The organism is Sphingomonas aerolata (assembly GCF_023935825.1).
In the GTDB taxonomy this organism is placed as follows: Bacteria; Pseudomonadota; Alphaproteobacteria; order Sphingomonadales; family Sphingomonadaceae; genus Sphingomonas; species Sphingomonas aerolata.
This window is the reverse complement of record NZ_CP098762.1, coordinates 3,224,759-3,238,931: the sequence shown is the minus strand read 5'-3', so window position 1 is coordinate 3,238,931 and position 14,173 is coordinate 3,224,759. Positions and strand designations below refer to the sequence as shown.

The window sequence follows — 14,173 nt, the reverse complement described above, 5'->3', positions numbered from 1 at the left end:
CTGGTGACGCCGCGGCTCCGGCTGCGTCGGCTCGTCCAGGCGGACGCGGTCGCGTTGCATCCGACGCTCGCGGACGCGGACCTGATGACCTATTCCGCGGATGGTCCGCTGACGTCGATCGAGGCGACGCGGCTCTATCTGGTCGAGGATGCCGCCGACGTGAACTGGCGCGCCTGGGCGATCACGCGGCACGGCGACGACCGGGCGATCGGCTGGGTGTCGGGCGGGCGGATGCGCGGGCAGGGGGTAACCGAGATCGGCTTCATCCTCGCACGCGCGCACTGGGGCCGCGGCCTGGCGAGCGAGGCGGTATCGGCGGTACTCGACCAGCTGTTTGCCGAGGGGCAGCACCGCGTGTTCGCCGATGCCGACAGCGAGAACCGCGCGTCGATCCTGCTGCTCGAACGGCTGGGGTTCCGGCGCGAACGGCTGCTGCGCGGCGAATGGGAGACGCATATGGGGCTGCGCGACAGCCTGATCTACGGGCTTCACGCCGATGACTGGCTTGCGGCGGCCCTGCCACAATCCGCGTAACGCGGTCACTTGAGCGAACCCGGTTGCTCGCCTAAGTCGGCGGCATGACATCGACGAACGACATCCGCCGCGGCTTCCTCGACTATTTCGGTTCGCAGGGGCACCAGATCGTGCCCTCTGCGCCGCTCGTCCCGCAGAACGACCCAACGCTGATGTTCGTCAATGCGGGGATGGTGCCGTTCAAGAACGTCTTCACCGGCCTCGAATCGCGGCCCTACAGCACCGCAACCTCGTCGCAGAAGTGCGTCCGCGCGGGCGGCAAGCACAATGATCTCGACAATGTCGGCTACACCGCGCGGCATCACACCTTCTTCGAAATGCTCGGCAATTTCTCGTTCGGCGATTATTTCAAGGAACAGGCGATCACGCATGCGTGGACGCTGCTGACGAAGGACTGGGGCCTGTCGCCCGACCGGCTGACCGCGACCGTCTATCACACCGACGACGAGGCGTTCGACCTCTGGAAGAAGATCGCGGGCCTCCCTGAGCACCGCATCATCCGCATCCCGACCAAAGACAATTTCTGGTCGATGGGCGACAACGGGCCGTGCGGGCCATGCTCGGAGATCTTCTACGACCACGGCGATCACATCCCCGGTGGCCCTCCCGGCAGCCCCGACGAGGACGGCGATCGCTTCGTCGAGATCTGGAACCTCGTGTTCATGCAATATGAGCAGGAAAATGCCGAGATCGTCGGCAATCTGCCCAAGCCCTCGATCGACACCGGCATGGGGCTCGAGCGGATCGCCGCGGTGATGCAGGGCGTCACCGACAATTACGATACCGACACGTTCAAGGCGCTGATCGCAGCCTCGGGCGCGCTGACGCATACCGCGACCGATGGCGCGAACACCGCCAGCCACCGCGTTATCGCCGACCACCTGCGCACCGCGGGCTTCCTGGTCGCGGACGGCGTGCTGCCCGCGAACGAAGGCCGTGGGTATGTCCTGCGCCGGATCATGCGCCGCGCGATGCGCCACGCGCATATTCTGGGTGCGAAGGAGCCGTTGATGCACCGGCTGGTGCCGTCGCTCGTCACAGAGATGGGCGCGGCCTATCCCGAGCTGTTCCGGGCGCAGCCGCTGATCGAGGCGACGCTGCAGCAGGAGGAGACGCGGTTCCGCCAGACGCTCGACAAGGGGCTGAAGCTGCTCGACGAGGCGACCGCGGACATGACCGAGGGTACGCTGGCGGGTGACGTCGCGTTCAAGCTCTACGACACCTATGGCTTCCCCTACGATCTGACCGAGGACGCGCTGCGCGAACGTGGGCTCGCGGTCGACCGCGACGGTTTCGACACTGCGATGGCCGAGCAGAAGCGCGCCGCGCGTGCTGCCTGGAAGGGGTCGGGCGCGAAGGCCTCGGACGATATCTGGTTCGACATCGTCGAGCAGAGCGGCGGCACCGAATTTCTCGGCTATGCCTCGGACACCGGCGAGGGCGAGGTCGTCGCTTTGGTCAAGGACGGTGCGCGCGTCGACCATGCGACGACGGGTGATACGGTGTCGATCGTCGTCAACCAGACGCCCTTCTACGGCGAGAGCGGCGGGCAGGTCGGCGATGCCGGGCACATCTCGACCGACACCGGGCTGCGCGCGACCGTCACCGAGACGTCGAAGCAGCTCGGCCGCGTGTTCGTCCACCATGCGATGGTCGAGTCGGGCGGGATCAAGGTCGGCGATACGGTCAAGCTGCAGATCGACGTCGCGCGTCGTGCGCAGATCCGTGCCAACCACTCCGCAACGCATCTGCTGCATGAAGCGCTGCGCGAACGGCTCGGCAAGCATGTCGCGCAGAAGGGGAGCCTGGTCGCGCCCGATCGCCTGCGCTTCGACTTCTCGCAGCCGGTCGCGATGACGCACGCCGACATCGCGCAGGTCGAGGCCGATGTGAACGCGCAGGTCCGCGGCAATGGCGCGGTCACCACGCTGCTGATGACCCCCGACGACGCGATCGCGATGGGTGCAATGGCGCTGTTTGGCGAGAAATATGGCGACGAGGTCCGCGTCGTATCGATGGGGTCGACCGGCGAGGGCACCTATTCGATCGAGCTGTGCGGCGGCACTCATGTGACAGCGCTCGGCGATATCGGGCTGTTTAAGGTCGTCGGCGAAGGCGCGGTGTCGAGCGGCGTGCGTCGCGTCGAGGCGCTGACCGGCGAGGCCGCGCGTGCCTATCTGACCGGACGCGACGATCGCCTGCGTGAGGCGGCAGCGGCGTTGAAATCGACCCCCGACGAGGTGCCCGCGCGCGTCGCAGCGCTGATCGAGGATCGCCGGCGTCTCGAGCGTGAGCTGGCGGATGCGAAGAAGGCGCTGGCGCTTGGCGGCGGCGGTTCCGGTGAGGCGGCGGGACCCGAGCAGGTCGGCGGCGTGGCCTTTATTGGGCAGGTGCTCAACGACTTCGAGGCGAAGGGCCTGCGCGGCGCGGTCGACGAGGCCAAGCAGCGGCTGGGCTCGGGGATCGCGATGCTCGTCGCGATCAACGACGGCCGCGCCTCGGTCGCGGTCGGCGTGACCGCGGATCTGGTCGCGAGCCACAATGCGGTCGACCTGCTGAAGATCGCGGTCGCCGCGCTCGGCGGGCAGGGTGGTGGTGGCCGTCCCGATATGGCTCAGGGTGGTGGGCCTGATGGCGAAAAGGCGGCGGATGCTGTGGCGGCGGTGCGGGCGAAGCTGGCGGGCTGAGAGGCTATTGTTTTGGGCCGTTCCCCCGCGGACGCGGGGGCCCAGCTAAATACCGGTAGCGCCCGGTACCCTGGGCCCCCGCCTTCGCGGGGGAACGGTGCGAGTGAATGCCGGCACTAGCATCAAAACCACCCCGGCGAAGGCCGGGGCCCACTTGGGAAGGCCGAGGTAACAGAGGACCGTCCCCCGTTATTGCCGTCCCCCAACTGGGCCCCGGCCTTCGCCGGGGTGGAGCGTGAGGTGGGCTGGCGGCGTCCTTATCCAATAAGGATCACGCCGCCCCGCGCATCGCCGCCAGCGTTGTCCCGGCGGTGATCGCCTCGATATCCGTGACCAGATGCAGCAGCCGCACGCCGGACCTCCCCATCGCCCGGTCGAGCGCCGCGGCGAAATCCTCGGTCTTGGTGACCGTTTCCGCCCAGCAGCCATAGGCCCGGCCCAGCGCAGCGAAGTCGGGATTGCGCAGCGCGGTTCCCGACACCCGCCCCGGATATTCGCGCTCCTGATGCATCCGGATCGTGCCGTAGCCGCCATTGTCGACGACCAGCACCAGCATGTCCGCGCGCTGCGCGACCGCGGTCGCCAGTTCCTGCCCGTTCATCAGGAAGCACCCGTCACCCGCCAGCGCGACCACCGTCCGCTCGGGATGCCGTAGGGACGCGGCGACCGCGGCGGGTACGCCGTAGCCCATCGCTCCGGCGGTCGGGGCAAGCTGCGTTCCCGGCCCGGCATAGGCCCAGTAGCGATGCCACCAGCCCGAATAATTCCCCGCGCCGTTGCAGATGATCGCATCCGCGGGCAGCCGCTCGCGCATCGCCGCGACGCACGGCCCGAGGTCCATGACCAGATCGCGCGGCGCGGGCGTCGACCAGGCGCGCCACTCAGCATGCGCCTCCTGACCCGCGGTCCGCGGCGGTAGGTCGACCGCGAGCAGCGCCTCTGCGAATTCGGCCATTCCCGCGCACACCGCGACGTCGGCGTGATAGGTGCGGTTCAACTCATTGGGATTGGGGTGGACGTGGACGATGCGCTGCCCCGGATGATCGGGCGTCACCAGCGCATAGCCATCGGTCGTCGCCTCGCCCAGCCGGGGTCCGACGACGAGCAGCAGGTCGGCTGCCTTCACCCGCTCAACGAGCTTCGGATTGGGGCCATAACCCAGATTGCCCGCCCAGACCGGGCAGGCGTTCGGGATCGCATCCTGCCGCCGGAACGCCGCCGCGACGGGAATGCCGTTGCGATCCGCCCAGGTGGAGAACGCCCCCGACGCAGCCGCATCCCAGCCCGCGCCACCGACGATCGCCACCGGCCGTTCGGCGGTCGTCAGCAGATCCGCGAGCAGGTCCATCATGTCCGCGTCGCACGCTTGCGCGACGCGCTCGACCCGCGGCCGGTCGACCGCCTCGACCATGTCCAGCAGCATGTCTTCGGGCAGTGCGAGCACCACGGGCCCAGGCCGGCCCGACATCGCGGTCGCATAGGCGCGCGCGACATATTCGGGGATCCGCCGGGCATCGTCGATCCGCGCCGCCCATTTGGCGATGGGCGCGAACATCGCCTGAAAATCAATCTCCTGGAACGCCTCGCGGTCACGCGTGCCGCGGTCGATATCGCCGACGAACAGGATCATCGGCTGGGAGTCCTGCATCGCGACATGCACGCCGATCGATGCGTTGGTCGCACCGGGCCCGCGCGTGACGAAGGCGATGCCGGGGCGGTGCGTCAGCGTGCCGTCCGCGCACGCCATGAACGCCACGCCGCCTTCCTGCCGGCACACCACCGTCTCGATGGCGGGCGTGTCGTGAAGCGCGTCGAGCACCGCGAGGAAGCTTTCGCCGGGTACGGTGAAAATACGGTCGCAACCTTGTGCGACGAGTTGGTCGACGAGAATTTGGCCGCCGGTACGCTGGGTCATGACAATCTCCTGCCGCCACCGTAGCCCGGCAATCGTCACCAAGTCGAGAACGCCCGCCCGACATTGCCGTCCACTGCCCGGCGCATTATGCCGCGGTAAAGACGATAGGAGGATGCATGGCGAACAAGCGCTACACCGACGCGGCGGCGGCACTCGAGGGTGTGCTGTTCGACGGGATGACGATCTGCGCGGGCGGGTTCGGGCTGTGCGGCATCCCCGAGCGGCTGATCGACGCGATCGAGGCGTCGGGCGTCAAGGACCTGACGATCGCCAGCAACAATGCCGGCATCGACGGGCAGGGCCTTGGTAAACTGCTCCGTTCGCGCCAGGTGAAGAAGATGATCTCGTCCTATGTCGGCGAGAACAAGGAATTCGAGCGGCAATATCTGAGCGGCGAGCTCGAGGTCGAATTCTGCCCGCAGGGGACGCTTGCCGAGCGCTGCCGCGCGGGCGGCGCGGGTATTCCCGGCTTCTACACCAAGACCGGCGTCGGCACTCTGGTGGCGGAGGGCAAGGAGGTGAAGAGCTTCGACGGGCAGGATTATATCCTCGAACGCGGCATCCGTGCGGACCTGAGCATCATCAAGGGCTGGAAGGCGGACGAGAGCGGGAATCTCATCTTCCGCAAGACCGCGCGCAACTTCAACCAGCCGATGGCGACCGCGGGCAAGATCTGTGTCGCCGAGGTCGAGGAGATCGTTCCCGTCGGCAGCCTCGATCCCGATACGATCCACCTGCCGGGGATTTATGTGAAGCGGATGATCGTCGGCGCACCCTACGACAAGAAGATCGAATTCCGCACCGTTCGCGAGCGGGTCTCCGCGTGAAACCAAGCCCGATAATGTGCCGCAAACGCGGCCATATTCCTTGGACCGCTGCGCTCGCAGGAGCACTCGTTCTGCAAGGGTGCGTCAGCGTGACCTCGCCGACCGCGATCGTCGCCGCACCAGTGACCGTCGACGGCGTCCCGGCGGGCATGCAGTATCTCTACGCCTCCGGCGAGGCCGCCGCTGCCAGCATCCAGGCATGGAACGCGCTCGTCGGCTATGTCCGTGCGCAGCGCACGCCGACATCGGTCGTCCTCGCGCCAGGCGCAACGCTCGCCGCGCCGCGCTGGACCGCATGCGGCGCCAAGCCGAGGGCCGCGGTGTTCGACGTCGACGAGACCGTGCTGCTTAACCTCGGCTTCGAATATGATGCGTCGACGGGGCGCCCCTGGTCCGAACCGCGCTGGCAGGAGTGGGAGCGCACCGGCATCAAGCAGGTCGCGCCCGTTCCCGGCGCGCGCTCCGCACTGACGCAGTTGCGCGCGATGGGCGTGACGGTGGTCTTCAACTCCAACCGCGCCGCCGCCAATGCCGCGCAGACCCAGGCGGCGATCGAAGCTGCAGGGCTTGGCCCCGCCCGCCACGGCGAGACCTTGTTCCTAGCCGGCGACGACGCGACCGGATCAAAGAAGGACGGCCGCCGCGCGACGATCGCCGCCCGATATTGCGTCGTCGCGATGGGCGGCGACCAGCTCGGCGATTTCAGCGATCTGTTCAACGCAGGCCAGACCCCCGCCGCGCGGCGTGCGGTGGTGCAGTCGCCCGCGATCACGGCGAAATGGGGGGCAGGGTGGTTCGTGCTGCCCAACCCCGTCTACGGCACCGCGCTGAAAGGTAGCCGTGACGAGGTCTTTCCGCCCGCGATCCACTGGGCGCCGACACAGGGAATCCACTGATGACCGACCACCCCAACGCGATCAAACTCGATCCCGGCGCCGCGCTGACGGACGAATCGGTCGAGGTCGCGCGGATCTGGATCACCAACAATGCGGGCAGCAACGTACTGATCGACGCGGGCATCCTCGAGGATCCGACCGTGTTCGGCTACCTCCTCGCCGACACGATCCGTCACGCCGCCCGCGCCTATGCGGGCACCTGGGGCATGGCCGAGGATGCCGCGTTGCAGGCGATCGTCGACGGCGTCAGCGCCGAACTGCGCGACCAGGTCACGACCATCACCACCATCCAGGAAGGAACGCTCAACTGATGCCGTGGGATCGCAACCAGATGGCGGCGCGGGCCGCACAGGAACTGAAGGACGGCTATTACGTCAATCTCGGCATCGGCATCCCGACGCTCGTCGCGAACAACATTCCCGACGGCATGACCGTCACGCTCCAGTCGGAGAACGGGATGCTCGGGATCGGGCCGTTCCCCTATGCGGGCGAAGAGGATGCCGACTTGATCAACGCGGGCAAGCAGACGATCAGCGAACTGCCCTCGTCGGTCTATTTCAGCTCGTCGGACAGCTTCGCGATGATCCGCGGCGGGCATATCGACCTGACGGTGCTCGGCGCGATGGAGGTCAGCGAAGACGGCGACATCGCCAACTGGATGATCCCGGGCAAGATGATCAAGGGCATGGGCGGCGCGATGGATCTGGTCGCGGGCGTCAAGCAGATCATCGTCGTCATGGATCACACCGCCAAGGACGGGACGCCAAAGTTCATTCCGTCCTGCTCGCTGCCGCTGACCGGCAAGAACGTGGTCGACATGATCGTCACCGACCTGGCGGTGTTCCAGCGTAGCGACCATGATTCGCGATTCAGGCTGGTCGAACTCGCGCCCGGCGTGACCGCGGACGAGGTCGCGGCGAAGACCACCGCGCGCTACACCACCTGATGGGCTATACGCTCGTCACCGCGAACCGGAATTATTCCAGCTGGTCGCTCCGTCCGTGGGTCTTGATGCGGGCGCTGGGGATAGCGTTCGAGGATCGGATCGAACCCTTTCTCGCGCCCGAAAATTACGACGCGTTCCGGATGTTCTCGCCGACCGGGCAGGTGCCGGTGCTGATCGATGGCGAGCGGACGGTGTGGGATTCGCTGGGGATCGCGCTCTACCTCGCCGAGCGGCACGATGGCGTCTGGCCGTCCGATCACGACGCGCGCGCATGGGCGGTCTGCGCGGCAGCAGAGATGCATGGCGGGTTCGCGGCGCTGCGCAACGAGCGGACGATGAACGTCGGCGTCCGCGTCGATCCGATTCCCGGCAGTGACGCGCTCGACCGCAACGTCGCGCGCATCACCGAACTCTGGGCGGAAGGTATCGATCGGTTCGGCGGGCCCTGGCTCGCAGGCGCCGACTTCACCGCCGTCGACGCGTTCTTTGCGCCTGTCGCGTTTCGCGTCCGCACCTACGGGATCGATGTCGGTCCGCAGGGCCTTGCGTGGGTCGAGCGGATCCTCGCGCATCCGGCGATGCGCGAATGGGAAGACGCCGCGCTCGCCGAGACGTGGCGCGAGGCCGGGCACGAGGCCGAGCTGGCGGCCAGCGGATCGATTACCGCAGATTTCCGCCGCTGATGCGCCGCGTTGCCATTGTCATAGCGCTGGTCGTGATCCTGATCGCGGGTACGGCGTTCACCGCGGGGCCGGGGACGCTCAGCGTGCTCGATGGGGTAATGGGCGGCGGCCGCGGCACCGCACGGGTACGGGAGGGCGTTCCGTTCGGCACGCATGGCCAGAAACTCGACGTGTGGCGGCCATCGGGCGGCGCGAAGACGGGGCTGCCGGTGCTGATCTTCTGGTATGGCGGCGGCTGGGTGCACGGGTCGCGCAGTGCCTATGCGTTTGCCGCGCGCGCCTATGCGAAGGCGGGCTACGTCGTCGTCATGCCCGACTACCGCAAGGTTCCCGACGTCCGCTTCCCCGCCTTCCTTCAGGATGGCGCCGAGGCGGTGAAGTGGACGCGCGATCATATCGAGGCGTCGGGCGGCGACCCAAACCGGATCGCGGTCGCGGGGCATTCCGCGGGGGCGTATACGGTCGCGATGCTGACGCTCGACCCACGCTGGTTGCGTGCGGAAGGTGTCGACCCGCGGATCATAAAGGCCGCGGTCGGGTTGTGCGGGCCCTATGACTTCTACCCGTTCACCGCCAGGCGCGCGATCGATGCGATGCAGGGGGCGGCGGATCCGGTGATGACCCAGCCGATCCACTTCGCGCGACGCGATGCGCCGCCAATGCTGCTCGTGTCGGCGGGCAACGACACGCAGGTGAAGGCGCACAATGCCGACAATCTGGCCGCGAAGCTGACCGCGCTCGGTGCACCGGTGCGGCATGTCGACTATCCGGGGCTCAGCCATGAGGACGTTGCGATGGCGCTGTCCAAGCCGTTCCGCAGCAAGGCGCCGGTGCTGGCGGACAGCGTGGCATTCCTGAACCGGACGATGCGCTGACCGCGTCCCGGCCGTTCGAGGGTCGGGGGGCGAGGATGACGACGGACGAGCAGGAACACCGCCACCCTCGTTGACAGGACGGAGCCCTGCCGCCCCGACCTTGGCCCGCCGCCGGATTTTTTCGTGCCCGGCGGCGGGCTTGCGGCCTTACCAGATCCGGACGCGGTCCGCGGGCGCGAGATATTGCGCATCCCCGGGCTTCACGTCGAACGCCTTGTACCAGGCGTCGACGTTGCGTAGCGGGTTGATCGCACGGATCTGCCCCGGCGAGTGCGGATCGCTGACGAGCTGCTGGCGCAGCGCCTCGGTGCGGAACAGCGTACGCCAGACCTGACCCCAGCCGAGGAAGAAGCGCTGGTCGCCGCTATAGCCGTCGAGCACCGGCGCAGGCTTGCCGCCGAGCGACGTGTGATAGGCGTCGAGCGAGATCAGCACGCCCCCGAGATCGCCGATATTCTCACCCATCGAGGCGCGGCCATTGATCTTCACGCCGGGCAGACCCTCGAACGTATAGGCCTCGTATTGCGCGCCGAGCTTGACCGCCTGCGCCTCGAACTTGGCGGCATCCTGTGCGGTCCACCAGTCGCGCAGCACGCCCTTGCCGTCGGACTTGCGACCCTGGTCGTCGAAGCCGTGGCTGATCTCGTGCCCGATCACGCCGCCGATGCCGCCATAATTGACCGCAGGATCGGCATCGGGATCGAAGAAGGGCGGCTGGAGGATCGCCGCGGGGAAGACAATCTCGTTCTTCACCGAGTTGTAATAGGCGTTCACGGTCTGCGGGGTCATGCCCCATTCGGCCTTGTCGACCGGGCCGCCCATGCGATTGCGGCGATAGTCCCATTCGAACCGCCCGGCGCGTTCGACATTGCCGATCAGGTCGCCCGGGGTGATCTGTAGCGCGCTATAGTCACGCCATTTGTCGGGATAGCCGACCTTCACGCTGAAATTGGCGAGCTTGGCCTGCGCCTCCTGCTTGGTCGCGGCACCCATCCAGGGCAGACCGTCGATCCGCCCGCGCAGCGCGATCCGCAGGTTTCCTACGAGCTCGTCCATCTTGGTCTTCGATGCCGGCGGGAAATAGAGCGCGACGTAATCGCGGCCGATCGCCTCGCCCAGCGCGCGTTCGGTAACGCCGATCCCGCGCTTCCAGCGATCGCGCTGCTGCGGCTGGCCGTTGAGGAATTTCGAACGGAAGTCGAAATTGGCGTCGACGAACCGCTTCGACAGCAGGGGCGCGATGTCGTCGGCGGTGCGGAACGCCTGCCAGGCTTTCAGCGTGTCGAGATCGGTGGTGGCGAAGACCTCGGCGATCTTCGGAAAGGCGGTGTTCTGCGCGACGATCGCGCGGTTGGCCTTGTCGATGCCCGCGGCAGTCCAGAACTTGGCCCAGGGGAAGCCCGGCGCCTGCGCCTGAAGCTGCGCGAGCGTCATCGGGTTGTAGGTCTTGTCGCGGTCGCGGCTCTGCGCGCGGGTCCAGTGCGCCTGCGCGATCCGCGTCTCCATCGCGACGATCTTTGCCGCGGCGGCCTGCGCGTTCGGCCAGTTCGCCATGCCGAGCATCTGCGCGACATAGGCCTGGTAGCGCACGACCTGCGGCGCGAATTTCGGATCAAGATACAGGTCGCGGTCGCCGAGCCCCAGGCCCGACTGGCGCAGATACAGCGCATAGACGTCGGGCTGCTTCGCGTCGTCGTTGACGCCGGGACCGAAGAAGCTGGCGCCGAACCCGCCCATCGACTTGCCCATCAGCACCGCGACATCGTCCTTCGTCGTCGCGGCCTTGACCGGGGCGAGCCGCTGCAACAGCGGTGCAGCGTCAGCGCGTTCGATCGCGGCTTCGTCCATGAAGCCTTGGTAGAGCGTCGCGACCTTGGCGCGATCGGGGTTGGCGGCGTCGCCGGGCTTATAGCCCTCGACCAGCGTGCGCATGCGTGCCTCGGACAGGTCGCGCAGTACCGCGAAGGCGCCGTAGGACGAGCGGTCCGCCGGGATCTGCGTTCTCTTGACCCAGCTGCCGTTCACATAGTCGAACCAGTCGTTGCCGGGCTTCACGCTCTTGTCCATGCCGGCAAGGTCGAAGCCCCAGCGGCCATAGCGCGTCGCGGCCGCCGCATCGGCTGCGGGCGTGCCCGATGCCGCGTCCTGCGGCAGGATCGATTCGAGCGTACACGCCTCGTCGATACAGGCGTGAAGGTCCTGCGCGGTGGCGGGCGTGGCGGCGGCGATGGCGATCAGCGAGACAAGAACGGCGAACTTCGATTTCACAGGGCGATCTCCGGGGGAGGGCCAGACCGGGACCGGCAGGCCATGGACGAGAAAGTGCAACAGCGCTGTCGTTTGTGCAATCCTTCTATGTTCCCCGTGCGTTGCGCGTGCCGGCTGTGCGTCGGGCCGCTTTGCGCCTATCGAGCGGGGACGATGATTTTGCGGCAAATGGGGGCAGGATGACACGTATCGCGGGACCGGACGATCATGTCGTCATCGTCGGGGGCGGTTTTTCGGGCACGTTGCTGGCGATCAACCTGATGCGCCACGGCGGGCCGCGCGCGACTTTGGTCGAGCGGCGTCAGCGCCAGCTCGCACGCGGCGTCGCCTATAGTGCAGCGCATCCGAGCCACCTGCTCAACGTACGCGCGGGCAACATGAGCGCGCTGCCCGACGATCCCGATCATTTCGTCCGCTGGCTCGAAGCGCGCGGTGACGGCGACCGCAAGACGTTCGTGCCGCGCACGACCTACGGCCTGTATCTGCGCGAGATGCTCGACGCGACGATCGCGCAATCGGCGGGGCGGCTTGTGCTTGCGCAAGGGGAGGTGTGCGCGATCGATTTCGCCGGGACCGACAGGCTTGCGGTGACGATGGCGGATGGCAGCGCGATCGCTGCGGACAGTGCGGTGCTCGCGCTCGGCAACCTGCCGCCGCACACGCCGCCGGGGCTCAACCCCGACGACCTTCCGCCCGGACGCTATAGCGCGGATCCCTGGGCCTCGGACATTGGCGAGGGGCTCGGGCCGGACGATACGGTGGTGCTGGTCGGGACCGGGCTGACCGCGATCGACGCCGCGCTGCTGCTCGATGCGGGCGGATTTTCGGGACAGATCCTGGCGGTGTCGCGGCGTGGGCTGTCGCCGCGGCGGCATGTCGATGGCGCGCCGCCCGCGCGGGTCCTCGACAAGCCGCAGGGGGATTTGTCGGCGATCGTCCGGCACGTCCGCGACCGTGCCAAGGCGGATGGCTGGCGCGCGGCGGTCGACGAGCTTCGCCCCGTGACCCAGATGCTCTGGGCCGCCGCCCCGACGTCGCAGCGCGCACGGTTCCTGCGGCACGCACGGCCCTATTGGGACGTCCACCGGCATCGGCTGGCGCCGGAGGTCGCGGACCGGGTCGATGCGCTGGTCTCGACCGGGCGGCTCCGGTTCACAGCGGGAAAGATCGTGTCCGCCGCGGCAGCCGGTGATGCTGTGGAGCTAAGCTGGCGGCCACGCGGTTCGGACCAGGCGGTCGTCACGCGGGCGGCGCGGATCGTGAACTGTACCGGGCCGCAGGGCGACCTGATGCGATCGAGCGAGCCGCTGATCCGGCATCTGATCGCGGACGGGGCCATCCGGCCCGATCCGCTTCGTCTCGGGATCGATGTCGATGCGCAGTCGCAGGCGATCGGGCGTGACGGTAACGCCGAGCAGCGGTTGCACTGTATCGGGCCGATGACCCGCGGCGGATTGTGGGAGGTCGTCGCGGTCCCCGATATCCGGCAGCAAAGCTGGGATCTGGCACGGCGCCTGTCGAATGCGCAGTGGGTCGGGGGCGAGGGGCTCTAGGCTCGCCGGAAGCGCTACGCTGCCAGCATCATGCAATGCTGGCAGCGTATGGGCTCAGAACCGGAACGCCGCCGTGGCGCGCAGGCTGTGCCAGCGGAACTTCTCGTCGCTGCGGCGGAAATCGGTGCCGCTGGTGTTTGGCGCGATCAGGAACGGGTTGTTCGCCAGCAGAACCGGGCTGCCGGCCAGCGCCGTGCCCGCCGTCACGCGAACGCGCGCGTCGTCGTCCTGGTACTGATGGAACATGTATTCCATGCCGATCGAGATGTTCTTGGTCAGCTTCTGCTCGATGCCGCCGCCGCCGAGAATGCCCCACTGGTTCTTCGAGCCAGTCGCCGAAAACGCGTTCGCCGTGTTCGTCGTGAAGAACAGATTGTCGATCTTGGCATAGCCCGCACCGAACGTGCCGTAGAACAGCGTGGTGTTGGCAGCATAGCCGAGGCGGCCGCGGGCGGACGCTTCCCACTTCAGCTTGCGCGCCATCGTGTAGCTCGCAGGCGTGGTCGAGAAGCCCGAGGTGCTGTCGGTGATGTCGCTCGTGCCGAATTCGCCGACGACACCGACGACGATGTTGCCGCGCTGAACGTCGAGGCCTGCACGACCGTAATAGGCCCAACCATCGTCGTCGTTACGGCAGCCGGAAGCCGCGGCACCGGTACGGGCCGAGCCGTTGCAGAAGCCTGGCGAGAAGGCGTTGGCGCCGGTGATGGTGTTGACGCTGTCGTTGAAAGCGCCGTCGCCGTTGCGGTCGAACAGGATCGATGAGCCGACGTCATTGCCCTGCACGTCATAGCCGCCCGCGGCGCCGATATAGACACCCGAGAACGGACGATCTTCGGTGGTTTCCTGTGCGACGGCCGGAACGGCAAAAAGGCCCGCAACGGCGAGGCCGGCGAGCGCGGTCAGATTCATGTAATGCTTCATGGTCGTTCCCCAAACGAGGGGCCGCGACGCGCCCAATGTACGCCGCGGCCCAGGTTGTCCTGTTT

The 14,173-nt window shown here is 67.5% G+C and carries 12 protein-coding genes; 9 read left to right on the top strand and 3 right to left on the bottom strand.

Features of this window, described 5'->3' with window-relative positions:
* Positions 1-3: 3 nt before the first annotated feature.
* Both NEF64_RS14810 and alaS read left to right on the top strand, forming a co-directional pair.
* Complete coding sequence (locus tag NEF64_RS14810; protein ID WP_235516276.1) at positions 4-534, top strand: GNAT family N-acetyltransferase; 531 nt, start codon at positions 4-6, stop codon at positions 532-534.
* Between the two features lie 44 nt (positions 535-578).
* Positions 579-3,221, top strand: coding sequence for an alanine--tRNA ligase (gene alaS / locus NEF64_RS14805; protein ID WP_056405357.1), 2,643 nt, complete (start codon positions 579-581; stop codon positions 3,219-3,221).
* A 271-nt stretch (positions 3,222-3,492) separates the two neighbouring features.
* On the opposite strand, the gene NEF64_RS14800 is transcribed toward alaS, so the two are convergent.
* Complete coding sequence (locus NEF64_RS14800) at positions 3,493-5,136, bottom strand: thiamine pyrophosphate-binding protein (protein WP_056405358.1); 1,644 nt, start codon at positions 5,134-5,136, stop codon at positions 3,493-3,495.
* 116 nt (positions 5,137-5,252) lie between these two features.
* Here NEF64_RS14800 and NEF64_RS14795 point away from each other — a divergent pair, with 116 nt between their 5' ends.
* Genes NEF64_RS14795 through NEF64_RS14770 form a run of 6 tightly spaced genes read left to right on the top strand, consistent with a single transcriptional unit; the run spans position 5,253 to position 9,363 of the window.
* Positions 5,253-5,963, top strand: a complete 711-nt coding sequence (locus NEF64_RS14795) for a CoA transferase subunit A (RefSeq protein ID WP_031440773.1) — start codon at positions 5,253-5,255, stop codon at positions 5,961-5,963.
* 14 nt (positions 5,964-5,977) lie between these two features.
* Positions 5,978-6,859 carry an HAD family acid phosphatase gene (locus NEF64_RS14790; RefSeq protein ID WP_056405361.1) on the top strand — a complete coding sequence of 294 codons (882 nt, stop codon included), beginning with the start codon at positions 5,978-5,980 and terminating at the stop codon, positions 6,857-6,859.
* Complete coding sequence (locus NEF64_RS14785) at positions 6,859-7,170, top strand: DUF5076 domain-containing protein (RefSeq protein WP_056405363.1); 312 nt, start codon at positions 6,859-6,861, stop codon at positions 7,168-7,170. Before NEF64_RS14790 ends, NEF64_RS14785 begins: the two co-directional genes overlap by 1 nt.
* Positions 7,170-7,805, top strand: a complete 636-nt coding sequence (locus NEF64_RS14780) for a 3-oxoacid CoA-transferase subunit B (RefSeq protein WP_056405365.1) — start codon at positions 7,170-7,172, stop codon at positions 7,803-7,805. Before NEF64_RS14785 ends, NEF64_RS14780 begins: the two co-directional genes overlap by 1 nt.
* The gene (locus tag NEF64_RS14775; RefSeq protein ID WP_252574088.1) at positions 7,805-8,488 is read left to right on the top strand and encodes a glutathione S-transferase family protein; all 684 of its coding nucleotides are present in this window, start codon (positions 7,805-7,807) and stop codon (positions 8,486-8,488) included. The genes NEF64_RS14780 and NEF64_RS14775 overlap by 1 nt, the downstream gene beginning before the upstream one ends.
* Positions 8,488-9,363, top strand: coding sequence for an alpha/beta hydrolase (locus NEF64_RS14770; RefSeq protein WP_056405369.1), 876 nt, complete (start codon positions 8,488-8,490; stop codon positions 9,361-9,363). Before NEF64_RS14775 ends, NEF64_RS14770 begins: the two co-directional genes overlap by 1 nt.
* Positions 9,364-9,510: 147 nt before the next feature.
* Here the strand turns inward: NEF64_RS14770 and NEF64_RS14765 are convergent, their stop codons facing one another.
* Complete coding sequence (locus NEF64_RS14765) at positions 9,511-11,631, bottom strand: M13 family metallopeptidase (protein WP_056405373.1); 2,121 nt, start codon at positions 11,629-11,631, stop codon at positions 9,511-9,513.
* A 179-nt stretch (positions 11,632-11,810) separates the two neighbouring features.
* Between NEF64_RS14765 and NEF64_RS14760 the strand changes: the two genes are divergently transcribed.
* Positions 11,811-13,184: an FAD/NAD(P)-binding protein gene (locus NEF64_RS14760; protein WP_056405374.1), complete on the top strand. Its 1,374-nt coding sequence runs from the start codon at positions 11,811-11,813 to the stop codon at positions 13,182-13,184.
* A 54-nt stretch (positions 13,185-13,238) separates the two neighbouring features.
* On the opposite strand, the gene NEF64_RS14755 is transcribed toward NEF64_RS14760, so the two are convergent.
* The gene (locus NEF64_RS14755; protein WP_056405377.1) at positions 13,239-14,108 is read right to left on the bottom strand and encodes an outer membrane protein; all 870 of its coding nucleotides are present in this window, start codon (positions 14,106-14,108) and stop codon (positions 13,239-13,241) included.
* Positions 14,109-14,173: the final 65 nt, after the last annotated feature.